The sequence below is a fragment of the Parahaliea aestuarii genome (assembly GCF_008064635.1).
Lineage (GTDB): Bacteria > Pseudomonadota > Gammaproteobacteria > Pseudomonadales > Halieaceae > Parahaliea > Parahaliea aestuarii.
On record NZ_VRYZ01000001.1, the window covers coordinates 590,083 to 612,872 of the forward strand.

Annotated in this window: 20 protein-coding genes; 9 read left to right on the plus strand and 11 right to left on the minus strand. The window is 64.6% G+C overall.

Annotation, left to right across the window (positions count from 1 at the left end):
- Positions 1-408: 408 nt before the first annotated feature.
- From FVW59_RS02690 to dksA, 5 genes are all read right to left on the minus strand, one after another.
- Positions 409-1,863: a sigma-54-dependent transcriptional regulator gene (locus FVW59_RS02690; protein ID WP_148062675.1), complete on the minus strand. Its 1,455-nt coding sequence runs from the start codon at positions 1,861-1,863 to the stop codon at positions 409-411.
- 194 nt (positions 1,864-2,057) lie between these two features.
- A complete protein-coding gene (locus tag FVW59_RS02695; RefSeq protein ID WP_148062676.1) occupies positions 2,058-5,042 on the minus strand; it encodes an ATP-binding protein in 2,985 nt (994 codons plus the stop codon).
- Positions 5,032-5,208: a hypothetical protein gene (locus tag FVW59_RS19555; RefSeq protein WP_170150196.1), complete on the minus strand. Its 177-nt coding sequence runs from the start codon at positions 5,206-5,208 to the stop codon at positions 5,032-5,034. The genes FVW59_RS02695 and FVW59_RS19555 overlap by 11 nt, the downstream gene beginning before the upstream one ends.
- A 64-nt stretch (positions 5,209-5,272) precedes the next feature.
- Positions 5,273-6,151 (minus strand): tRNA glutamyl-Q(34) synthetase GluQRS, encoded by an 879-nt coding sequence (gene gluQRS, locus FVW59_RS02700; protein WP_148062677.1) that lies wholly within the window; start codon positions 6,149-6,151, stop codon positions 5,273-5,275.
- A 70-nt stretch (positions 6,152-6,221) separates the two neighbouring features.
- Positions 6,222-6,584, minus strand: coding sequence for an RNA polymerase-binding protein DksA (gene dksA, locus FVW59_RS02705; protein ID WP_342779679.1), 363 nt, complete (start codon positions 6,582-6,584; stop codon positions 6,222-6,224).
- Between the two features lie 308 nt (positions 6,585-6,892).
- Between dksA and FVW59_RS02710 the strand changes: the two genes are divergently transcribed.
- Together FVW59_RS02710 and sfsA are read left to right on the plus strand one after the other, a co-directional pair.
- A complete protein-coding gene (locus FVW59_RS02710) occupies positions 6,893-8,068 on the plus strand; it encodes a pyridoxal phosphate-dependent aminotransferase (RefSeq protein ID WP_148062679.1) in 1,176 nt (391 codons plus the stop codon).
- Positions 8,068-8,772: a DNA/RNA nuclease SfsA gene (gene sfsA / locus FVW59_RS02715; RefSeq protein ID WP_148062680.1), complete on the plus strand. Its 705-nt coding sequence runs from the start codon at positions 8,068-8,070 to the stop codon at positions 8,770-8,772. The genes FVW59_RS02710 and sfsA overlap by 1 nt, the downstream gene beginning before the upstream one ends.
- A 9-nt stretch (positions 8,773-8,781) precedes the next feature.
- Here the strand turns inward: sfsA and FVW59_RS02720 are convergent, their stop codons facing one another.
- Positions 8,782-9,096 (minus strand): Rieske (2Fe-2S) protein, encoded by a 315-nt coding sequence (locus FVW59_RS02720; RefSeq protein ID WP_148062681.1) that lies wholly within the window; start codon positions 9,094-9,096, stop codon positions 8,782-8,784.
- A 73-nt stretch (positions 9,097-9,169) separates the two neighbouring features.
- Between FVW59_RS02720 and FVW59_RS02725 the strand changes: the two genes are divergently transcribed.
- Positions 9,170-9,889 (plus strand): M15 family metallopeptidase, encoded by a 720-nt coding sequence (locus FVW59_RS02725; protein WP_148062682.1) that lies wholly within the window; start codon positions 9,170-9,172, stop codon positions 9,887-9,889.
- Positions 9,890-9,943: 54 nt separating this feature from the next.
- Here the strand turns inward: FVW59_RS02725 and ppa are convergent, their stop codons facing one another.
- Together ppa and FVW59_RS02735 are read right to left on the minus strand one after the other, a co-directional pair.
- Positions 9,944-10,483: an inorganic diphosphatase gene (gene ppa / locus FVW59_RS02730; RefSeq protein WP_148062683.1), complete on the minus strand. Its 540-nt coding sequence runs from the start codon at positions 10,481-10,483 to the stop codon at positions 9,944-9,946.
- Between the two features lie 64 nt (positions 10,484-10,547).
- Positions 10,548-11,810 carry a 6-phosphofructokinase gene (locus FVW59_RS02735; protein ID WP_148062684.1) on the minus strand — a complete coding sequence of 421 codons (1,263 nt, stop codon included), beginning with the start codon at positions 11,808-11,810 and terminating at the stop codon, positions 10,548-10,550.
- 237 nt (positions 11,811-12,047) lie between these two features.
- On the opposite strand from FVW59_RS02735, the gene mpl reads away from it, so the two are divergent.
- Genes mpl through FVW59_RS02755 form a run of 4 tightly spaced genes read left to right on the plus strand, consistent with a single transcriptional unit; the run spans position 12,048 to position 16,916 of the window.
- Positions 12,048-13,382, plus strand: coding sequence for a UDP-N-acetylmuramate:L-alanyl-gamma-D-glutamyl-meso-diaminopimelate ligase (gene mpl, locus FVW59_RS02740; RefSeq protein ID WP_246139628.1), 1,335 nt, complete (start codon positions 12,048-12,050; stop codon positions 13,380-13,382).
- Positions 13,379-16,036, plus strand: a complete 2,658-nt coding sequence (locus FVW59_RS02745) for an efflux RND transporter permease subunit (RefSeq protein ID WP_148062686.1) — start codon at positions 13,379-13,381, stop codon at positions 16,034-16,036. Before mpl ends, FVW59_RS02745 begins: the two co-directional genes overlap by 4 nt.
- Before the next feature lies 1 nt (position 16,037).
- Complete coding sequence (locus FVW59_RS02750; RefSeq protein ID WP_148062687.1) at positions 16,038-16,295, plus strand: YkgJ family cysteine cluster protein; 258 nt, start codon at positions 16,038-16,040, stop codon at positions 16,293-16,295.
- Positions 16,296-16,301: 6 nt separating this feature from the next.
- Complete coding sequence (locus FVW59_RS02755) at positions 16,302-16,916, plus strand: LON peptidase substrate-binding domain-containing protein (protein ID WP_148062688.1); 615 nt, start codon at positions 16,302-16,304, stop codon at positions 16,914-16,916.
- Here the strand turns inward: FVW59_RS02755 and rnt are convergent.
- Positions 16,913-17,524 carry a ribonuclease T gene (rnt, locus tag FVW59_RS02760; protein ID WP_148062689.1) on the minus strand — a complete coding sequence of 204 codons (612 nt, stop codon included), beginning with the start codon at positions 17,522-17,524 and terminating at the stop codon, positions 16,913-16,915. The genes FVW59_RS02755 and rnt overlap by 4 nt on opposite strands.
- Positions 17,525-17,550: 26 nt before the next feature.
- Positions 17,551-18,591 carry a dihydroorotase gene (gene pyrC, locus FVW59_RS02765; protein WP_246139601.1) on the minus strand — a complete coding sequence of 347 codons (1,041 nt, stop codon included), beginning with the start codon at positions 18,589-18,591 and terminating at the stop codon, positions 17,551-17,553.
- A 541-nt stretch (positions 18,592-19,132) separates the two neighbouring features.
- Between pyrC and FVW59_RS02770 the strand changes: the two genes are divergently transcribed.
- Positions 19,133-20,353 (plus strand): argininosuccinate synthase, encoded by a 1,221-nt coding sequence (locus tag FVW59_RS02770; protein ID WP_148062691.1) that lies wholly within the window; start codon positions 19,133-19,135, stop codon positions 20,351-20,353.
- A 69-nt stretch (positions 20,354-20,422) separates the two neighbouring features.
- On the opposite strand, the gene FVW59_RS02775 is transcribed toward FVW59_RS02770, so the two are convergent.
- Positions 20,423-20,884 (minus strand): VOC family protein, encoded by a 462-nt coding sequence (locus tag FVW59_RS02775; RefSeq protein ID WP_148062692.1) that lies wholly within the window; start codon positions 20,882-20,884, stop codon positions 20,423-20,425.
- A 291-nt stretch (positions 20,885-21,175) separates the two neighbouring features.
- Between FVW59_RS02775 and FVW59_RS02780 the strand changes: the two genes are divergently transcribed.
- Positions 21,176-22,783 carry a mechanosensitive ion channel family protein gene (locus FVW59_RS02780; protein ID WP_187275717.1) on the plus strand — a complete coding sequence of 536 codons (1,608 nt, stop codon included), beginning with the start codon at positions 21,176-21,178 and terminating at the stop codon, positions 22,781-22,783.
- The last annotated feature ends 7 nt before the right edge of the window (positions 22,784-22,790 follow it).

Sequence of the window (22,790 nt, forward strand, 5' to 3'; positions counted from 1 at the left end):
GCGCTAGCCGTATTTATTCTTATTGGCAGGCGATAGAACTATTTCGCAAAAGCACTGCCATAGTCTGTAGTTCTGGCGTCCTGTGGTCCGGACTGCCGGGGGCATATCCCTTAAGGGTTCAGCCAAACTGGCTGCCGATCGAAGGGTATTCCCGAAAGCTGCTTGGAACGAAGGGGAAGAAGTCTTCCCCCACCAGGTCCATAGTGAAAATATCTTATTGTTATTACGGCAGATTCTTATTTTTATTGTTGTAGCCGACCTAGTAATTGCAGGGCGTGTGCCAGTTTTTAAAAAATCTTTTAAAAACAAGTAGTTAACTTTTTGGCTGCGGTTCGCTGGCAGGCTGCAAGGTAGCTGTTGTTACCATTTTACTCCGCGTTTTGTTACACATTTGTGACCGGGTAACGCTCAGCTCCCGGTCTTCTTGCGCCGGGCGGTGCCGCTGCCGCCGGATTTTTTGCGCGGAATTTCAAAGCGCTGGCGCCGCTCCCAGAGGCATTTGCGGCTGATACCCAGTTTCTGTGCCAGTTCGGTCTCGCTCATGGAGTCCTGGTGTTCCAGTACGAAACGCTGGAAGTAGTCCTCCAGCGACAGGTCCTCCGAGGGGTCGGAGTTGATGCTGCGGGGATGCGGGGTGGACGCCTGGGCACCGCTGACGCCGTTGCTCTGCTGCCCCCGTATGCGGTTGATGTTGACCAGCTCGAGGTCGATGCCGAGCGCCTCGTTGTCAATTTCGTCGCCCTCGGACAGGATGACTGCCCGCTCGATGGCGTGCTCCAGTTCGCGCACGTTGCCCGGCCACTGGTAGGTGGTGATGGCCTGAATGGCTTTGGGCGACAGTACCATCGGGCCCTTGCCCAGCCGCTCCAGTTGCACCTGCAGCAGTTGCTCGGCCAGGTGCAGGATGTCCTTGCCGCGCTCGCGCAGGGGGGGCAGGTGCAGGCGCAGCACGTTGATGCGGTAAAAAAGATCCTGGCGGAACTCGCCTTCGGCGGCCAGCGCCTGCAGGTTGCGATGGGTAGCGCAGATCAGGCGCACATTTACCTTGCGCGAGCTCACTGAGCCGATACGGCGGATTTCCCCTTCCTGGATAAAGCGCAGCAGGCGCGCCTGGGCTTCCATCGGCAGTTCACCGATCTCGTCGAGGAACAGGGTGCCGCCATCGGCGGCCTCGATAAGCCCCATGCGGCTGGCATTGGCGCCGGTGAAGGCGCCCTTCTCGTAGCCGAACAGTTCGGATTCGATCAGGGTGTCCGGGATGGCGGCGCAGTTGACCGATATCAGGGTCTTGCCGGCCCGCCGGCTGGCCCGGTGTATGCTGCGCGCCACCAGTTCCTTACCGGTCCCGGTCTCGCCGAGCACCAGCACGGTGGAATCGGTGGGCGCCATTTTCTGGATATTGCTGAACAGGGTCTGCATGGCCTGGCATTTGCCGATGAAGCCAGTGACCCGGTTTTCCGCGTCTCCCGGGGCGGGGTGGTCGGTGTCGCGGGTCTTCTCCGCGCGGGAGGTGGGGTGGTCGGCGATGATGCGCTCTACCGCGCTCAACATGTCGCTGTGATCGAAGGGCTTGGCGATGTAATCCACTGCGCCCATGCGCATCGAGTCCACCGCCGAGCGCAGGCTGGCGTAGCTGGTCATGATCAGCACCGGCACGTCACCGGCCTTCTTGATCAGGTCAGTGCCGGGGGCGCCCGGCAGGCGCAGGTCGCTGATGATCAGGTCGAATTCGGTCAGGGTGTGCCGCGATTCTGCCTCCTGCACGGAGGCCGCCTCGGAAACGCTGTAGTCATTGCGTTCAAGCAGGCGCCGCAGGGCGGTGCGGATCACGGATTCATCTTCGACGACGAGAATCTTTTGCATAAAGGCACCTCTGACTGGGTCCATGGTACTTCAGGCCTGCAGGAAAGCGCGTGATCAGGGTGGCGCCTTGGGGCATGCCGGTGGCACGTTGAAAAGCGTTGCCTGAAGTGTTACCGGTGGGTGTGCAGGTGACACAACATACCCTTACCCCCGGCAATTTTCCAGTCGCCGGGTGGCCGGGATGTCACCGCTGGTTACATTTCCAGGCCGAAATCGCTGTCGTAGCGCCCCAGCGGCAGTTGCAGGGTGATGCGGGTGCCGGGTTGTGCGCCCTCGAACACCGGGCTTTGCAACTGCACGCTGCCGCCCATGTCCTCCATGATGCTGTACACCAGCGCCAGCCCCAGTCCGGTGCCCTCGCCGGGATCCTTGGTGGTGTAGAAGGGCTCGAACACCTGGCTCTGGATGCTGGCCGGTATGCCGCTGCCGTTGTCCTCAATCTCGATGCTGGCGCTGCCTTCGATGACGGCTGCGCGCACGTGCACCTGGCCATCGTCGGCGCAGGCGTCACGGGCATTGCCCAGCAGGTTGATGAATACCTGCAGCAGCTTCTGGGTGTCGGCCAGCACCACGGTTTCGCGATCGCAGTCATTGCTGAACTGCACCGGCTTGGCCTGGTGGTCCAGTTCCAGCAGGTGCACCGCCTCGTCCACGCAGTCGGCCAGGTTGCAGGCGACCAGGCGGGTGTTGCCGGAGCCGGAACCGGTGTGCGAGAAGTTCACCAGCGATTCCACAATACGGCTCACGCGGTCGGTCTGCTTGAGAATGTCGCGCGCGGTGGCGCGGACTTCCTCGGGCTCCAGATCGTAATCCAGGTTCTGGGCCAGGCAGGCGATGCCGGTAATGGGGTTGCCGATTTCATGCGCCACGCCGGCCGCCAGCCGGCCGATGGAGGCCAGGCGTTCGCTGTGCAGCAATTCGGTTTCCAGTCGCTCCAGATCGGAAATGTCCTCCACCAGCACCACCCGGTCGCCGCTGCTGCGGCGGCCTCCGGTGGAGGCCTTGTGCAGGCTGATCCAGCGGCTGCTGCCATCCGCCAGCACCACCTCCTGTTTCAGCAGGGTTTCGCTGGGGTCGAGCAGGAAGTCGCAGAAGATGCGCCGCCAGGGCTGGGGGATAAAGGTCTGCAGGGAGCCCAGGGTGCGGCGGGCGGGGATATCGGTAATTTCCTCCATACTGCGGTTCCACAGCAGAATCTCTCCGTCCGGCGCAGTGGAGAACACGCCGATGGGCAGGTTGTCGAGGATCTGGCGGTAGTGGCGTCGCAGGTGGTCGAGTTCGGCGGCAAAGCCGGTGAACTGTCCTTCCGCCTTGTCCAGCTGGCGCTCGATCAGGTACAGGTCATCGGTGCTGCCGTTGAGGTCCGGCTGGAAGGGGACGCAGCGGTTGAGGATGCTGTGAGCCACGGTGGGGCCCAGCAGGCCGGACAGATTGGCCTCGATGCGGGTGCGCAGGCGCCGCAGGGCATAGGGTCGCGACTCGGTCTCCTCGAATTGCAGTTCCACCAGCGCGCGGCGCACTTCGGCGCGGGCGGTGCGCTCGCCCAGCGCCGGCGCCAGGGATTCGATGAACTGGCCGGCGCTGTGCAGCCCCAGGCTGCGCCGCACCGGGCGGTTGAGGTCGTCCATGGAGCAGATTTCCGCCGCCACGCGTTCTTCGTCGCTGGTGCCGGTGAGCACCGAAACCGCCAGGAACAGCACGACATTGAGACTGATGGACAGCACGCAGCTCACCGCCCAGGCTTCCCGCGGGTCGCCGAACCAGTTCATGGCCAGTACCGGCAGCCAGCTCGGCTGGGCGGCGCCCAGGGTGGGCAATAGCAGGGTGACTGCCCACAGGCCGAGGCCGCCGGCAAGGCCCGCCAGCAAACCGCGGCGGTTGCCGCCGTGCCAGTAGGGTGTGGCGATAATGCCGGGCAGGAACTGCAGCGTACCGGTAAAGGCCACCAGTCCCAGTTCCGCCAGGCTCTGGCGGCTGCCGACGGCGAGGAAGCAGCCGTAGCCGGCCAGGATCAGCAGGGCGATCAGGCTGCGGCGCAGGAGTTTTAGGTGGGAGTAGAGGCTCTGCTCGCGCCCGATCTGGATGACGTTGCGCGGCAGGATAAGGTGGTTGAGGATCATGTTTGCCAGCGCCAGGGTGGCGACGATGATGGTGGCGCTGGCCGCCGATAGCCCGGCCACGAACGCGGTGGCGGCCACACCTTCCGATTTCAGGCCCAGCCCCAGCGCCAGCCCGGTGTACTCCCGGGGCAGGTCGTGGGCCAGGCTCATCCCGGCCCAGGTCACCGGCAGTACCGGCAGGCTGATCAGCAGCAGATACAGGGGCAGGCCCCAGCTCGCTGCGCGCAGATCCAGGCTCTCCTTGTTTTCGGCGAAGGCCATATGAAAGATGTGCGGCATGCACACCGCGCCGGCGAAAAACAGTAGCAGCAACAGGCGGGTGGCGTTGCCCTGCAGGGGGCGCTGCATGATCTGCGCGGCCTCGGGTGACTGCGCCAGCCACTCGGCCATCGGGCCGAAGCCGCCGAACACCTGGTAGACCGCGGCGGCCATTAATCCCAGCAGGGCCAGCAGCTTGACCAGGGACTCGAAGGCGATAGCGGTGACCAACCCGGTATTGCGTCGCTGGGAGGCGATATTGCGCGTGCCGAAGAGAATGGCGAATACCACCATAATCAGGCAGAACAGCAGGGCCAGGCCATCCTGGCGGTCAGAGGCCGGTAACAGGCTGCCGGTGGCGCCGGCGAGGATCTGGATGGAATCCGCCACCGCCTGAATCTGCAGGGCCAGCAGCGGCAGCAGGGTTATGCACATGGCGAGGCTGACTGCGGCGCCGACCCACTGGCTGCGGTAGCGGAAGGTCAGCACGTCCGCCAGCGACGATAGTTGGTACACCCGGCACAGGCGCAGCAGTGGCAGCAGCAGCAGGGTGGCGATCAGGAACATCAGTACCCCGCCGAGGTAGTAGAGCAGGTAGCCGTAGCCGTAGCGCCAGGCCAGTTCGAATATGGCATTGCTGGCCATGGCGCCGGCAAATACCCCCAGCGACAGCACGTAGGTGGCCGGGTGGTGGGTCAGCCAGCGCGGTAGCAGTCCGCGGTCGGCGAGGTGGGCGACGAGGAACAGGATGCTCAGGTAGGCGACAATCGCCAGGACAATCTGCGGCAGGCTAAAGCTCATCCGGGTACCTTGAGCGCTGGTTCCACCAGCCGGCGACGATGGCCGCCAGCCACAGCAGGTAGGGGCGGTACCATTCGGTGGGCGTCTGCCACAGCCAGCGCTCGATGGCGGGCAGGAAGATCAGGGCCAGGCCCAGTAACAACAGCAATGCCCGGTTGATGTACATGGGGCGCGTTCCTTGTCGGCGTGGCGCTGAGTCTACAGAGGCCCCGCAGGGCGGTAAAGCGGCCTCAGCGCGGCGCCAGGGTAGGCCCCGGTGGCACCGCCTGCGGGTCCCAGCGGGCGAGGGCGAAGTCCAGCAGGTTGCGCACGCCGCTGCAGTCGGGCGGGGGTGAGGGCTGGCCGAGATAGCCCAGCGCGGCGCGCAGGTTCGCTTCCGCCTTGCCGTCTTGCAGGGGCGGGGCGTGCGTCTGCTTGCTCAGTTTCTGGCCCTCGCGGTTAGTCAGTACCGGCAGATGGCCGTAGTCCGGCTGCGGGGCATTGAGCAGGGACTGCAGCCACAGCTGCCGCGGCGTGGAATCCAGCAGGTCGGAACCGCGCACGATATGGGTGATGCCCTGTGCCGCGTCATCCACCACCACCGCCAGCTGGTAGGCGAACAGCTGGTCCTTGCGCCGTACCACAAAGTCGCGCAGTTGCTGCCCGATGGGCCAGCGCTGGTCGCCCTGCCAGCGATCCTGCCAGTGGGCGACGAACTGCGACGCGACCGGCACACGCAGCGCGACCGGCGGCGGTGGTGTGTGTTGCCGGCATTCGCCACAGCAGTTGCCGGCGCTGTCGGTGGAGGCGCGGCTGCAGTGACAGGCGAAGAGGTCGCCGCTGCGCTGTAGCTGTTCCAGGGCGGAGAGATAGACTTCGCTGCGCTGACTCTGCCACAGCACTGTCTCGTCCCAGTGCAGGCCGTGGGCTTCCAGGCTGTGCAGAATGGCATCGGCGGCGCCGGGTTGCTCCCGCGGCGGGTCGAGGTCTTCCATGCGCACCAGCCAGGTGCCGCCGGCGCGCCGGGCCTCCAGGTAGCTCGCCAGGGCGGCGATCAATGAACCCAGGTGCAGCGGGCCGGTGGGTGAGGGGGCGAATCGACCCCGATAGGAGGCATCAGGTGCAGGCATGTGGGGGCAGCGCCGGGCGCAACGTTACCCGGGCAGGGGCCGCCCGGGTCGGGCGGCCGCAGGGTGGGCGTCAGCCCATCTCCTGCTTCTCCTTGATTTCGGCGAGGGTTTTGCAGTCGATGCAGAGCGTGGCGGTGGGGCGCGCTTCCAGGCGCTTGATGCCGATTTCCACGCCGCAGGCGTCGCAGAATCCGTAGTCGTCCTGGTCGATGCGCTCGATGGTGCCATCGATCTTCTTGATCAGTTTGCGCTCGCGGTCGCGGGTGCGCAGCTCCAGGCTGAACTCCTCTTCCTGAGTGGCGCGGTCCGCCGGATCCGGGAAGTTGGCCGCTTCGTCCTTCATGTGGGTCACGGTGCGATCCACTTCCTGCATCAGGTTGGCTTTCCAGTTCAGCAGAATGGCGCGGAAGTGGTCACGCTGTTTCTCGTTCATGTACTCCTCGCCGCGCTTTGGCTTGTACGGCACGAAGCTTTTGAACTCGGAGGGTTCCGCTTTTTTGGCGGCGGGTTTTGCGGTCGTTTTTTGCGCTGCTTTTGGCATGGTCAATATCCCACACTGCAAGATGGTTCAGGTGCTGCTGGACAGCAGTCCCAGGCGACGGGAGGCCGCCGCTCTCAAGCGCGCAGAAACTACCAGATATCACAGGGTGGTGCCACAAAAAATTTGGGCCGCTATGGGCCTTGTCAGCCCTTCGCGTGGCGCTGGTAGAATGGCCGGCCCAAACCTTCAAGGACGCCCCGATGCCCAGTGTTTTCGAGCGCCGAGGCAGCGCCGCCCGGGTACGCGATATCGAGCCCTTTCGCGTGGTGGAAATCCTGACCCGCGCTACCGAGCTGGCTGCCAGTGGCCGCGATGTCGTCCACATGGCCGCCGGCGAACCGGATTTCGCTACCGCCGCGCCCATCGTCGAAGCGGGGCGCGCGGCCCTCGCCGCCGGCGCCACCCACTACTCCCAGCCCGCCGGCCTGCCGGCCCTGCGGGAGGCGCTGGCGCGCTACTATCAGGATGAGTACGGGCTGGATATCCCGCCCTCCCGCATTGTGGTGACCCCCGGCGCCTCCGGGGCCCTGTTGCTGCTGTCGGCCCTGTTGATGAACCCCGGCGAATCCCTGCTGATGAGCGACCCGGGTTATCCCTGCAACCGCCACTTCCTGCGCCTGGTGGAGGCCCGCGGCCAGCTGGTGCCCACCGGCCCGGAGACCCGCTACCAGCTCACGCCGGAACTGCTGGCCCGGCACTGGCAGCCGCACACTGCCGGCGCCTTGCTGGCCTCGCCGGCCAATCCCACCGGCAGCGTGCTGTCGCGGGAGGAACTGGCGGCCCTGGCGGCCGCCACCCGCGAGCGCGGTGGTTACCTGCTGGTGGACGAGCTCTATCACGGTCTCGGCTACGATGTGGCCACTCCCTCGGTGCTGGAGGTGGACCCGGACGCGTTTGTCATCAACAGTTTTTCCAAGTACTTCGGCATGACTGGTTGGCGCCTCGGCTGGCTGGTCGCCCCGGAGGCGGCGGTGCCGGAACTGGAAAAACTGGCCCAGAACCTGTTCATCTCCATGTCTACCATGGGCCAGTATGCGGCGCTGGCCTGTTTTGAGCCGGCTACCCGCATGATGCTGGACGAGCGCCGCGAACTGTTTCGCCAGCGCCGCGATTTCCTGCTGCCGGCGCTGCAGGAGATCGGCTTCGAAGTGCCCTGTACTCCCCAGGGCGCATTTTACATCTACGCCAACGCGGCCCGCTTCACCGACGACAGTCAGGCCTTCTGCCTGCAACTGCTGGAGGAGCACGGCCTCGCACTCACCCCGGGGCTGGACTTCGGCCACCACCGGGCCAGCGAGCACCTGCGCTTTTCCTACACCACCGGCCTCGAGCGGCTGGAGGTGGCGGTGGAGCGCCTGTCGAAGGTGCTGGCCTGATGGAGTTTGGCAAACTGGTGCAGGGCCGCCTGCTGCGGCGTTACAAGCGTTTTCTGGCGGATGTGGAGCTGCCGGGCGGCGCAGTGATCACCGCCCACTGTCCCAACACCGGCGCCATGACCGGCTGTATGCCCGAGGGGGCGCCGGTGTGGCTGTCGGTGAGCGACGCGAAAACCCGCAAGTACCCCCACACCTGGGAATTGGTGGACACCCCTGCAGGCCTCGCCTGCATCCACTCGGCGCTGGCCAACAAGGTGGTGCGCGAGGGGTTTGAGAACGGCAAGGTCAAAGGCTTCGAGCAGTACCCGGCGTTGCGCAGCGAGGTGAAGTACGGCGCAGGCAGCCGCGCCGACCTGTTGCTGGAGGGCGATGCTGGCAGGGTCTTTGTGGAAGTGAAGTGCGTCACCCTGTATCGGCGGGACGACTGGGGCGCCTTTCCCGATGCCGTCAGCGATCGCGGTCGCAGGCATATTCGCGAACTGCAGGGGGTGATTGATGATGAGACCCGGGCACTGCTGCTGTTCTGCGTCTTCCACAGTGGCATTCACAGGGTCTGTGCCGCCGGGGATATCGACCCGAAGTATCGCGACGCCCTGGCAGAGGCGATGGCTGCCGGGCTGGAAGTGCAGGCCTACGCCGCCGAGGTAACCACCCGCGGGCTCAGTCTGGCTCGCCGCCTGCCTTTCAGTCTCGACCCGGCCTGAGCTGAGGCCTCAGTCGAGGTAGATGTCGCCATTGCTCAGGGTAAAGGCCACGGCGCGCAAACTCTCGCCCAGGCAGGGGCCGGCCACGCACTCGCCGCTGTGGCTGAGGAACTCGGCTCCGTGGTGCTGGCACACCAGCAGCATGCCCTGGGACGCGGCTACTGAGCCGCCCATGGGGTCGAGTTCTGTGTTGGCGTGGGGGCAGCGGTTCTCGTAGAGAAAGAGCTCGCCGTCTTTCTTAACCGCCAGCAATGCCAGGTGATCCACCTGCAGGCTGGCGCTGCTGTTGTCGTCAATGTCGTCGATGTGGCCGATCCGGCTCATGGGCTGCCCCGTTGTCGCTGATTTTCCGCTGCGCTATTGTGCCGGCTGTTACCGCATTCGCAAGTTGTGTTCTATGCCTTTCGCTATCGACCAGTTGACCGGTGTCGACGACAGCCATCTCGCTACTCTCCCCGAAGGCCATCGCCTGCACCCGGAGGTGGCGGCTGCCTGGCGGCGGCTGGCGCGGGACGCCCGCGATGCCGGATTCGCCCTCGCCATTGCCAGCAGCCACCGCAGCTTCGATCGGCAGAGTGCCATCTGGAATGCGAAAGCCGCGGGCCGGCGCGGCGTTCACGACGACGCCGGCAATCCGGTGGCCATGGCGGCGCTGGCGCCAGCGCAGCAGATGCATGCCATTTTGCGCTTCTCCGCTCTGCCCGGCACCTCGCGGCACCACTGGGGCACGGATCTCGACGTGTTCGACGCCGCCGCCGTAGCTGCCGACTACCAGGTTCAGCTGACGCCGGACGAGGTGGCGCCCGGCGGGCCATTCGATGCCCTGCACAGCTGGCTCGACAGCCGCATGGCGGCGGGGGAGTCGCACGGCTTCTTCCGTCCCTACGCGCGGGATCGGGGCGGTGTGGCGCCGGAGCGCTGGCACCTGAGTTACGCGCCGCTGGCACTGGACTGTGATGGCAAGATCGGGGCGGCCCAATTGTTGGCCTGCTGGGATCGGCACCTGCCGGACGGTCTGCTGCTGCGCCGCGCCATAGAAGCGGAGTTGGAAGAGCTGCTGGCGCGCTATGTGGCAGTGGCGGAGGGCTGGTGCCCGGGAGATATCCGCCGGCATTGAGCGCGGCGGGAGGAGGGTAGGGCCGGCAGTGGAGCCGGCCCCGGTGATGCTCGCTTAGTGGCCTTCCGCCTTGGCGTAGGCGGCAACCGCTGCCTCGATGGCGGCGCGCGCATCGGCTGCGGTGCCCCAGCCGTCGACCTTCACCCATTTGCCGGGCTCAAGATCCTTGTAGTGCTCGAAGAAGTGGGTGATCTGCTGGATCAGCAGGGCCGGCAGATCCTCTGCTTCATGGACATCGTTGTACAGCGGGCTCAGCTTCTTGGTGGGCACGGCGATCAGCTTGGCGTCTTCGCCGGCTTCGTCGCTCATTTGCAGGATGCCTACCGGGCGGCAGGGAATGACGCAGCCGGATACCACGGTGTGGGGAGTGTGCACCAGCACGTCCAGGGGGTCGCCGTCATCCGCCAGGGTGTTGGGGATGTAGCCGTAGTTGCAGGGGTAGAACATGGCGGCGGACATGAAACGGTCCACCATGATGGCGCCGCTCTCGTGATCCACTTCGTACTTGACCGGATCAGAGTGGGCCGGCACTTCGATGATGACGTTGATTTCGTCGGGGATGTTCTTCCCCGGGGGTACCAGATTCAGGCTCATGAGCTTACCTATCGTTCGCAAACACTATGGGGTTGGGTTTTCGGGGCGCGGAGTATAGCAGGGCCTAGACCTTGAATGTACCGCGCAGCTTTTTCTCCACCGGCACCAGCTTGAGACGGGTATAGCTGGGCAGCCCGTTCCGGTACTCCGGGTAGGCCTCGCCGGCGATCAGCGGCGCCAGGTAGGTACGCGCAGCCTCGGTGATGGCAAAGCCGTCGCGGCTGATATAGCTGCGGGGCATTTTTTTCTCCACGTTGGCGACGTCTTTCAGGGGCGCCTCGCCGATGCTCCAGCTATAGCGCTTGCCCTTGCCGCGCACGATGGCGGGCATCACGGCGTTCTTGCCGGCGACGGCAAACTCCACCGCGGCCCTGCCCAGGGCGTAGGCCTGGTCGAGGTCGGTCTGGGAGGCGATGTGGCGGGCCGAGCGCTGCAGGTAATCGGCCACCGCCCAGTGGTACTTGTAGCCCAGCTCGGACTTGATCATCTGCGCGAGGGAGGGGGCCAGGCCGCCGAGCTGCTTGTGGCCGAAGGCGTCCACCACGCCGGAATCGGCCAGGAAAGTGCCGTCTTTATACTGGGCGCCCTCGCTGGCCACGATCACGCAGTAACCGTGCTTCTTCACCGTGCGCTTGACCCGGGCCAGGAATTTTTCGCGGTTAAAGGCGATTTCCGGGAACAGGATGATGTGGGGGGCGTCGCCCTCTTCCTCGGCGGCCAGGCCCGCCGCCGCGGCAATCCAGCCGGCGTGGCGACCCATCACTTCCAGAATGAAGACCTTGGTGGAGGTCTCGCACATGGAGGCTACGTCCAGGGCGGCCTCACGGGTGGAGATGGCCACGTACTTCGCGACGGAGCCGAAGCCCGGGCAGTTATCGGTCAGTGGCAGGTCGTTGTCGATCGTCTTCGGGACGTGGATGGCCTGGATCGGGTAGCCCATGGACTCGCTGAGCTGGGAGACCTTCAGGCAGGTGTCCGCGGAGTCGCCACCACCGTTGTAGAAGAAGTAGCCGATGTCGTGGGCCTTGAACACCTCGATCAGCCGCTCGTACTCGGCGCGGTTTTCCGCCAGACTTTTCAGCTTGTGACGGCAGGAGCCGAAGGCGCCGGCGGGGGTGGAGAGCAGGCCGCGAATGGCTGCCTTGCTCTCTTTGCTGGTGTCGATGAGGTCTTCGCGCAGGGCGCCGATAATACCGTTGCGGCCGGCGTAGACCTTGCCGATATGCTTGCGGTGTTCGCGGGCGGTCTCGATCACGCCGCAGGCGGAGGCGTTGATGACGGCGGTGACGCCGCCTGATTGAGCGTAAAAAGCGTTCTTCCTGGCCATGGCGGGGGGGTCCGTGGTCGGTGGGTGGGCGGGTATCTTCCCGCCTCGGAAAAAGCGCGCATCATACGCGAAAGGCGCGCCGGTGTGGACTGCCAGGGGAAGTATTACCGCATCTTGCCGGCGCGCAAGGCGCGGCGCTGCAAGGCACAGGGGGCCGCGTGCTACACTCGACGCCGTCCGAATAAGGAGTGCCTGTTGAAAGCACATATACACATTCTCGGTATTTGCGGCACCTTCATGGGCGGCATTGCCCTGCTGGCACGGGAACTGGGCTATCGCGTCACCGGCTCCGATGCCAGCGTCTATCCCCCGATGAGTACCCAGCTCGAAGCCGCCGGCATTGAGCTGATGCAGGGCTACCTGCCGGAACACCTGCAGCCTGCGCCGGACTGCGTGGTGGTGGGCAATGCCATGACCCGCGGCAACCCGGCGGTGGAGTACATGCTCAACCGCGGCCTCAATTACAGCTCCGGCCCCCAGTGGCTGGCGGAGCATCTGTTGCACGGCAAGTGGGTGCTGGCGGTGTCCGGCACCCACGGCAAAACCACCACCAGCAGCCTGCTGGCCTGGATTCTGGAATACGCCGGCATGTCGCCGGGCTTCCTGATCGGCGGAGTACCCGCCAATTTCGGCCAGTCGGCCCGCCGCGGCGACAGCGACTTCTTTGTGGTGGAAGCGGACGAGTACGACACGGCCTTCTTCGACAAGCGCTCCAAGTTCGTGCACTACCGCCCGCGCACCCTGGTCATCAATAACCTGGAATTCGACCACGCCGATATCTTCCCCGACCTCGCCGCCATCCAGCGCCAGTTCCACCACCTGGTACGCACGGTGCCGGGGGAGGGGCAGGTCATCCATCCCGCCGGCGCCGCCGCCGTGGACGCGGTGCTGGAACAGGGTTGCTGGACCCCCACCGCCAGTTTCGCCCTGGACACTAGTGCCGACTGGCGGGCAGAGCCGCTGCAGGCTGACGGCTCCAGCTTTCTGCTGCGGGTGCCGGGGGCAGAGCCGGTGACGGTGGAGTGGGGCTTTCTCGGCCGCCACAATATTGAAAATGCGTTGGCTGCGGTGGCCGCCGCGCGCCACGTGGGCGTGCCGCCGGCGGTGGCCGGCGAGGCGCTGGCCGGGTTTCGCGGCGTCAAGCGCCGGCTGGAATTGCTCGGCAGCCCGAACGATGTCTATGTGTATGACGATTTCGCCCACCACCCCACGGCCATTGCCACGACCCTGGAGGGACTGCGCGCCCATGTCGGGCAGGGGCGGGTCATCGCCCTGGTGGAACCGCGCTCCAACACCATGCGCATGGGTTCCCACCGGGAAGCGCTGGCAGCCAGTACCGCCAGCGCCGACGCCGTGTACTGGTACCAGCCCCCGGGCATGGACTGGTCCCTGGAGAGTGTGGCGGCGGCCAGTCCGGTGCCGGCGCAGCTGTTCGACGATGTGGAGCAACTGGCAGCCGCGGTCGCGGCCCAGTCGAAAGCCGGCGATCGCGTGGTGATTATGAGTAATGGCAGCTTCGGCGGTGTGCATCAGCGCCTGCTACAGGCACTGGAGAGCGGGCGGACCCCATGAGTCGACTAATGTCTATCTACGAGCGCAGCGTGCTGCGCCACCCCTGGCTGTGGCTGGCTTTTGTGCTGGCCCTGCTGCTGGCCTGCGCCACGCAACTCGGCAAACTCAAGCTGGACGCCTCCGCCGACTCCCTGATGCTGCAGGGTGACCCGGCGCTGGATTTCTACCGGGAAATCAGCAGCGAATACAGTGCCGAGGACTTCCTCATCATCACCTGGCAGCCGCAGGCGGCGCTGTTGAGCGATGCCTCGCTGGAGCCCCTGTCGCGGATGGCGGATGAGTTGCGACAGCTGCCGGGGGTGTCCTCGGTGGTGACGGTACTGGACGTACCGCTGCTGGAGAGCCCGCCGGTAGGGCTTTCGGACATCACCGGCAGCGATCCACTGCCGAGCCTGCGCGATCCCGGTATCGACCGCGAACTCGCGCTACAGGAGTTCACCACCAGCCCCATTTATTCGCAGTTGCTGGTGAGTCGCGACGGCGATGTCACCGCAGTGCAGATCAACCTGCAGCGTGACCAGCGTTATTTCGAACTGCTGGGCGAGCGCGAAGCCCTGCGTCGCGCCCGTCAGGAAGGCGAGCTGGATGCCAGCGATGCGGCGGAGCTGGAGCAGGTGGAGGCGGCGTTCAAGGCACACAGCGCCAAAGCCCTGGAAGCCCAGAGCGCGCTGGTGCAGTCGGTGCGCGACATCGCCGACAGCTACCGCGAGCACGCCCGCCTCTTCGTCGGCGGCGTGCCGATGATCACTGCCGATATGATCACTTTCGTGCGCTCCGACCTGGTGCTGTTTGGCAGCGCCATCCTCGGCGTCATGCTGCTGGTGCTGGCGGTGATCTTCCGCCGGGTGCGCTGGGTGGTGATTCCGCTGGTCACCTGCAGCGCCTCGGTGCTGGTGATGCTCGGCATCCTGGCAGTATTCGACTGGCGCATGACGGTGATCTCGTCCAACTTCGTGGCGGTGCTGCTGATCATCAGCCTGGCCATATCCATTCACCTGATCGTGCGCTACCGCGAGTTGCACGCGGCGGACCCGGATGGCGACCTGTTTCAGCGGGTCAGCGACACTGTGCGGCTGATGGTGGTGCCCTGTACCTACACCGGCATCACCACCATTGTCGCCTTTGTCTCGCTGGTGGTGTCCGGCATCCAGCCGGTGATCGACTTCGGCTGGATGATGACCACCGGCATCGTGGTGTCGCTGCTGCTGGCCTTTATCCTGGTGCCCTGCCTGATCCTGGTATGGCCCCACGGCCGCCCCCACCGCTATGCCGCGGAGGGCACGCCGCTCACCATCTATTTCGCCCGCGCAACGGATCATTTCCACCGCAGCATCATCGCGGTCACCGTGTTGCTGTGCCTGCTGGTGGTGGTCGGGGTGTCGCAACTGAAGGTGGAAAACCGCTTTATCGACTACTTCAAGGACACCACTGAAATCTATCGCGGCATGGAGTTGCTGGATGCCAGGCTGGGCGGGACGATTCCCCTCGATATCCTGTTGAGCGCCCCGGCCAACGACGAACCGCTGCCCGGCCTGGAGCCGGCCGGTACCGCAGATGCGTCGCCACCGGCGGCGGACGATCCCTTCCTGGCGGAGTTGGAAGAGGGCGAGGACGCCGGCGCGGACTTTGCTGATTTCGGCACCTCCGCGGCCGGCGACGACAGCTTCGCCGATTCCGGCGAGGGTGACGACTGGGCCGACGACGGCTTCGGCGATGAGAGCTTCGATTTCGCCGGTCCCGCGGGCAGCTTCAAGCCGAGTTACTGGTTCAGCCTCGACGGCATGCGTCGCATCGATGCCGCCCACGCCCTGGTGGACCAGCAGCCGGAAACCGGCAAGGTGCTGTCCCTGTCCACCGTGTTCCAGGTGGTGCGCAACCTGCTGGGCGACGATATCGGCAGTGTCGAGCTGGCCCTGGTGCAGAAGAGCCTGCCGGATGATATTGCGGCGATGATGGTCGATCCCTACTTCTCCGCCGACAACGAGCAGGCCCGCATCACCGTGCGCGTCATGGAAACCAGCAAGGAATTGCGCCGGGACGCCTTCCTGGAGCGCCTGCATGGCGACCTGGCGGACACCCTCGACATGGCGCCGGAAGACATCCAGTTCACCGGCATGCTGGTGCTTTACAACAACGTGCTACAGAGCCTGTTCAAGTCCCAGATTCTGACGCTGGGCGCGGTGTTCGCCGCCATCCTGCTGATGTTTGTGCTGCTGTTCCGCTCCTTCAGCCTGGCCCTGGTCGCGCTGGCGCCGAACATACTGGCCGCGGGTATCGTGCTGGGCACCATGGGCCTGCTGGGTATCCCGCTGGACATCATGACCATCACTATCGCCGCCATCGTGGTGGGGATCGGGGTGGACGACTGCATTCACTACGTGCACCGTTACCTGCGGGAATTCCGCGTGGACCGGGACTACCTGGCGGCCATGTACCGCTGTCACGGCAGTATCGGGCGCGCGATGTACTACACCACCATTACCGTAGTGATCGGTTTCGCCATGCTCACCCTGTCCAACTTCAATCCCAGCATCTACTTCGGCCTGCTCACCGTGATGGCGATGGTGGCGGCGGTGCTCGGCGCGTTGCTGTTGCTGCCGCTGCTGATTGTGCTGTTCAAGCCGCTGGGGCCAGAAGGCGTGGAGGCGCAGTGATATGGACTGTCGCAGCGGCTGCGGTGCCTGCTGCATCGCGCCCTCGATTACCCGGCCCTACTACGGCATGCCCCAGGGCAAGCCGGCGGGGGTGCGCTGTATACACCTGGATGAGGCGATGGCCTGTCGCCTGTTCAACGACCCGCGCCGGCCCGCCGTGTGCGCCGCCTTCAGGGCGGAACCCGAGGTTTGCGGCGAGAGCCGGGAACAGGCCCTGCAGATTCTCGACGCGCTGGAAATCCTGAGCCGACCCGGTTGATTCGCTATGGCTGAAACCACCGAAATCCCCCTGTTTCCCCTGTCTGGTGTGCTCCTGCCCCACGGCCGCATGCCCCTGCGTATCTTCGAGCGCCGCTATCTCGACCTGGTGCGCGACTGCATGCGCAACAACGTGGGCTTCGGAGTCGCCTGGATTCGCCGCGGCGAGGAGGTCGCCCAGCGCGGCCGTGCCCGCCCCGAGCTCGGCGATTGGGGCACCTACGCCCGCATTGTCGACTGGGACCAGCTCAAGGACGGCCTGCTGGGCATCACCATTGAAGGCGAGCGCCGCTTTTCCCTTCTGCGCAGCAGCGTTGCCGGCTCGCAACTGGTGATGGGAGAGGTGCAACTGGACGCCCCCCCGCCCCGCCTGCCGGTGGCTGCCGAGTGGGAGAGCCTGGTGGAGGTGCTGCAGAGTCTGGAGGCCCACCCCCACGTGGAGCGCATGGGCCTGGCGATCGACTACCAGAACGCCTGGCAGGTGGCCTACACCCTGATCCAGTTGCTGCCGCTGGAGGAATCCCTGAAGTACTCCCTGCTCGGGCTGGATGACCTCGAGCAGGTCGTCGAAGCGCTGAACGACATCCTCAACCGGATCAGCGGCGAGGACTACGACGCCTAGTCGAAGTTCGGCATCCAGCCGCCGCTTTCCTTCCAGCGATTGACGATCTCACAGAACAGTTCTGCGGTGCGCTCGGCATCGTAGGCGGCGGAGTGCGCCTCGTTGTTGTCAAAGGTGATGCCCGCCTCGCTGCAGGCGCGCGCCAGTACTGTCTGGCCATAGGCCAGGCCCGCCAGGGTTGCGGTATCGAAGTGGGAAAAGGGGTGGAAGGGGTTGCGCTTGATGCCGCAGCGCGCCACCGCGGCGTTCACGAAGCCCGCGTCAAAATGTGCGTTATGGCCTACCAGGATGGCGCGATTGCAGCCCTGGTCCTTGATCTCCTTGCGCACCACCTGGAACATCTCGGTCAGTGCCTGCTCCTCGGGGATGGCTTCGCGGAAGGGATGCCATGGATCAATGCCGGTGAAATCCAGCGCCGCCTGTTCGATGTTGGCGCCTTCGAAGGGATGCACGTTGAAGTTCACGGTGCGATGTACCGACAGCATGCCGTCGCTGTCCATGCGCACGATAGATGCGGCGATTTCCAGAATGGCGTCGGTGGCCGAGTTAAAGCCGCCGGTTTCCAGGTCGACCACCACCGGCAGAAAGCCCCGGAAGCGGTCGCACATATGGTGTGGTCCCGAGTCCAGCAAAATCAGTCCTCGCGCACCTGCCAGCCCACCGTTTCAGCGGCGCGCATGGGGGTGAGGGGCGCATCGCCCAGCGGCAGGGAAGCGGGCACCTGCCAGTCCTGTTTCACCAGGGTAATCCGGTCGCTGTTGCGCGGCAGGCCGTAGAAATCCGTGCCGAAGTGGCTGGCGAAGCCCTCCAGCCGGTCCAGTGCGCCCTGGCTGTCAAAGGCCTCGGCGTAGAGTTCTATCGCCGCGTGGGCGGTGTACACCCCGGCGCAGCCGCAGGGGCTTTCCTTGGCATTGGTGGCGTGGGGGGCCGAATCCGTGCCGAGGAAGAACTTCGGGCTGCCGGAGGTCGCCGCCTGCAGCAGGGCCTGCTGGTGGGTATCGCGCTTGAGGATGGGCAGACAGTAATAGTGGGGGCGAATGCCGCCCACCAGCATGTCGTTGCGGTTCAGCAGCAGGTGGTGGGCGGTGATCGTCGCCGCCACATTGGCCGGTGCCTGGCCGACAAAGGCCGCCGCATCGGCGGTGGTGATGTGCTCCAGTACCACCCGCAGGCCGGGGAAGCGCTGCACGATCGGCGCCAGGTGGCGCTCGATAAATACCGCCTCGCGGTCAAAAATATCGATGCCCCTGTCCGTCACCTCGCCGTGTACCAGTAGCGGCAGGTCGTGCTTCTCCATCGCTTCCAGCGTCGGATACAGGCCCGCCAGGTCAGCCACGCCGGCGGCGGAATTGGTGGTGGCCCCGGCCGGGTACAGTTTGATGGCGTGGACGAATTCGCTATCGGCGGCGCGCTGGACTTCCTCTGCCGTGGTGCGGTCGGTGAGATAGAGGGTCATCAGCGGTTCGAACTGCCGCCCGAGGCCGGCCATGGCCGCCTGGATGCGTTCCCGATAGGCCGTCGCGTCCGCCACGGTGGTCACTGGCGGGGTGAGGTTGGGCATGACGATGGCGCGGCCAAAGTAGCGCGCCATGTCGCGGCAGGTGTCGGGCAGGGCGGCGCCGTCACGCAGGTGGACGTGCCAGTCGTCGGGGCGGGTGATGGTTAGTTCGGTCACGGGGCGGTGTCGGGCAGCTTGGGAAAGGGCGCATGCTATCACACCTTGGGGGCCCGGATCCGGTCTCGGTACCGCCAGTCGAATTTCGTAGTACTGGCCAGTGGCACTGCGAAACCCGTCACCCGCAGCGGGAAGGGCTGTGCTGAGACACGCCGTTAATACGTCCATGTAGGCTCGGCAGCGCCCGTCCAGGGCGCTGACGGTCCCAGCACAGCCCTTCCCGCCACGTGCGACTCCACCGATGCCGAATTCAACCACTGTGTAATCTGGTGTCTCGCAACAATGCAGGTGTCGATCTGTCGTATGGGATTCCGGGACCGTCAGCGGCCTGGATGGCCGCTGAAGAGACTACATGGATGTATTCACGGCGTGTCCCGGAATCCCATACGACAGGGCGGCACCGGGCTACGGAGTCGCCGCAGGACCATCGACCCAAGATGGACTCTGCTTTCGCAGGAGTGACTCTCGTCTGGAATAGAAGCACTGCGCCCAGTAGAATATGCCCCCTTTTCAACCCAAGTAATCGCGCGGGAAGCCCATCATGTCCGACATCAACAAGGTAGTACTCGCCTACTCCGGCGGCCTCGACACCTCCGTTATCGTGCGCTGGCTGCAGGAAACCTATAACTGCGAAGTCGTCACCTTTACCGCCGACATCGGCCAGGGTGAAGAAGTCGAGCCGGCGCGGGCCAAGGCCGAGGCGCTGGGGGTCAAGGAAATCTACATCGACGACCTGCGCGAAGAATATGTGCGCGACTTCGTCTTCCCCATGATGCGCGCCAACGCCCTGTACGAGGGCGAGTACCGCCTGGGCACCTCCATCGCGCGCCCGCTGATCGCCAAACGCCTGATCGAGATCGCCAACGAAACCGGCGCCGACGCCATCTCCCACGGCGCCACCGGCAAGGGCAACGACCAGGTACGCTTCGAACTGGGCGCCTACGCCCTGAAGCCGGGCATCAAGGTGATTGCCCCCTGGCGGGAGTGGGAGCTGAACTCCCGCGAATCGCTGATGAATTACTGCGAAAAGCACAACATTCCGGTGGACTTCTCCAACAAAAAGAAAAAATCCCCCTACTCGATGGACGCCAACCTGTTGCACATCTCCTACGAGGGCGGGGTGCTGGAAGATCCCTGGCAGGGCCCGGAAGAGGATATGTGGCGCTGGAGTGTGAGCCCGGAGGCGGCGCCGGATACCGCGACCTTTATCGAGCTGGACTTCGAGCGCGGTGACATTGTCGCCATCGACGGCGAGAAGCTGAGCCCCGCCACAGTGCTGGAGCGCCTGAACCAGGTTGGCGGCGCCAACGGTATCGGCCGCGACGACCTGGTGGAGAACCGCTACGTGGGCATGAAGTCCCGCGGCTGCTACGAAACCCCCGGCGGCACTATCATACTCAAGGCCCACCGCGCCATGGAGTCACTGACCCTGGACCGTGAAGTGGCGCACCTGAAGGATGCGCTGATGCCGCGCTATGCCGAGATGATCTACAACGGTTACTGGTGGTCGCCCGAGCGCAAGATGCTGCAGACGGCTATCGACGAGAGCCAGGTACACGTGAACGGCAAGGTGCGCCTGAAGCTGTACAAGGGCAACGTAATCGTGGAGGGCCGCCAGTCTGCCGACAGCCTGTTCGACGAGAGCATCGCCACCTTCGAGGAGGATGCCGGCGCCTACAACCAGGCCGACGCCGAGGGCTTTATCAAGCTTAACGCCCTGCGCATGCGCATCGCCGCCAACAAGGGCCGCAAGCTGCTCTGACTCCCTGCCAGGCAGGCTACCCACCCTGCTAACCGATAGTGCGCCCCTGCCTGGACAGGGGCGACCTGTTCAGCCTTTGGCAAACTCCGCCATTCGCTGTTTCAGTTCTTCTTGCGGAACATCTTCTACATGGGTGGCCAGCGTCCACACATGGCCGAAGGGGTCGCGGAAGGTGCCGGACCGATCGCCGTAGAACTGGTTAGTCACTGGCCGCAACTCGGTGCCCCCGGCTGCGACGGCGGTACTGAATCCGGAATCGACATTCTCCAGGTAGATCATCAGGCCCACCGCGCTGCCGTTGAGGGTCTCCGGACCGACGTTGCCCATCTCCGGGAACTCGTCTGCCAGCATGATGATGGAGCTGCCGATTCTCAGCTCGGCGTGGCCAATGCGACCATCGTCCATCTCCAGGCGAAACAGCTCCTCTGCGTCGAGGGCGCGGCAATAGAAATCGATGGCCTCGGTGGCGTTGCGCACCGACAGGTAGGGGGTGACGGAGTGGTAGCCGTCGGGGATTGGTTTGACGCTCATGGCAGGGTCTCCTTGGACATGGCCGGACAGGGTGCGTGCCCCTGACAGGCGCTCCGGGCCGGCACCCAGCTACAGCATAGACACCCTGGAGGATTCTGCCTGGCAGTGAATGAGCGGGTGCAAAATGATCCCGATTGGGTTAAATATCACCTTCGGGCCGCAGGGGGTGGCCTCTGGAGAACTGGCATGCCCAAGCTACCGTCCGCGCTGCTGCGGCTCATTCTGCTATCGATATTGTCGGCGCCGACTTTTTCCTCCGTAGCTCAGGAGGAACAAAGTCCTAAGGATACTGTGCCCGCGACTGACACGGTGCCAGCGACGCCACACAGTTTGAGCGATTTCAGCCACAGCGACGGGGTGCGCGTTGCCGATGTGGAACTGGATGGCGCCACCCTGTTCCGGGTGCGCGGTATCTCGGCGTTTCCCGCTGCCGAGCGAGCAAAGCGCATCCGCCAGCAAATCGTCGCCGTTGCCAGGAACCCTGAAATAGATCCCGAAGTTCGCCGCGCTGTGCTGCAGGGCGATCGCCTGCGGCTGGAAATTGACGGCGAACTGCTGGGCTACCTGCTCCCGGTAGATGCCGAGATCGAGGAGGTGCCACTGGAAGTGCTGGCGGAGGCGATCCTGCCACGTGTCAGCGAGGCCATTTTCAAATACCGGGAAACGCGCAGTTCCCGCAGCCTGCTGCGTAGCACCGGCATACTGTTGGGCATCACGGCAGTGGCAGGGCTGTTGTTATGGGGCATGAGCGCCCTGTTTCGCTGGCTCAACCGCCTGATCGAGCGGGCCGTCAAACTGCGCATCGAGCGCATTGAGAAGGCCTCGCACAAGGTCATCGACGCCGCCCAGTTGTGGAGCTGGTTCGGTGGCCTGCTGAGGGGCCTGCGCACCCTGACACTTGCAGCCATAGTCCTCACCTGGCTGAACAGCGCGCTCGGTCTCTATCCCTGGACGCGGCCCTTTGCCACCGACATTTTCCGCCTGCTGCTCAACCCTCTGCAGAAGATGGGGGTGGGCCTGATTGAGTCACTCCCGGACCTGGTGTTCCTGGTGGTGCTGTACTTTGTCGTGCGATTCTTGTTGTCTGCCACCCACAACTTTTTCCAGCGTGTCGATCGCGGCTGGATTCGACTGGATAACTTCGACCGTGACTGGGCAATGCCCACCTATCGAATTGCGCGCATCCTGGTCATTGCCTTTGCATTGGTGGTGGCCTACCCCTACATACCCGGTTCGGATTCGGAGGCCTTCAAGGGAGTCAGTATCTTTCTCGGGGTGGTGTTCTCTATCGGCTCATCTTCCTTTATCGCCAATATGATCGCCGGGTACAGCCTGACCTATCGCGGCGCCTTCCGCGAGGGCGACCGGGTGAGAATCGGTGAGCACGTGGGCGATGTGGTGGATGTGCGGGCCCTGTCGACCCGCATGCGCTCGCTGAAGAACGAGGAGATCAACATTCCCAACTCCGAGGTGCTGGCGAGCGCGGTGGTGAATTACAGCACCTTCGGCCGCGAGCAAGGCATCATCCTGCACACTGATGTCGGTATCGGCTACGACACGCCATGGCGCCAGGTGGAGGCCATGCTGCTGCAAGCCGCGGCGCGCACCGAGGGGCTGGAGCCCGAGCCGCCTCCGTTTGTATTGCAGACTTCGATGGGCGACTTCACCGTGGTCTACCAGTTAAACGCCTTTTGCCGCGATGCCGCGGCGATGATGAAGCTCTACAGCGCCCTGCACGCCAACATCCAGGACGTGTTCAACGAGTACGGGGTGCAGATCATGTCGCCCAATTACGAACAGGACCCGGCCGAGCTGAAAATAGTACCGAAAGAACAGTGGTTTGCCGCGCCGGCAAAGCCACCTTCTCCCGCGAGCGGGAAACCGCTGCAGTCGCCATAGTTCAATC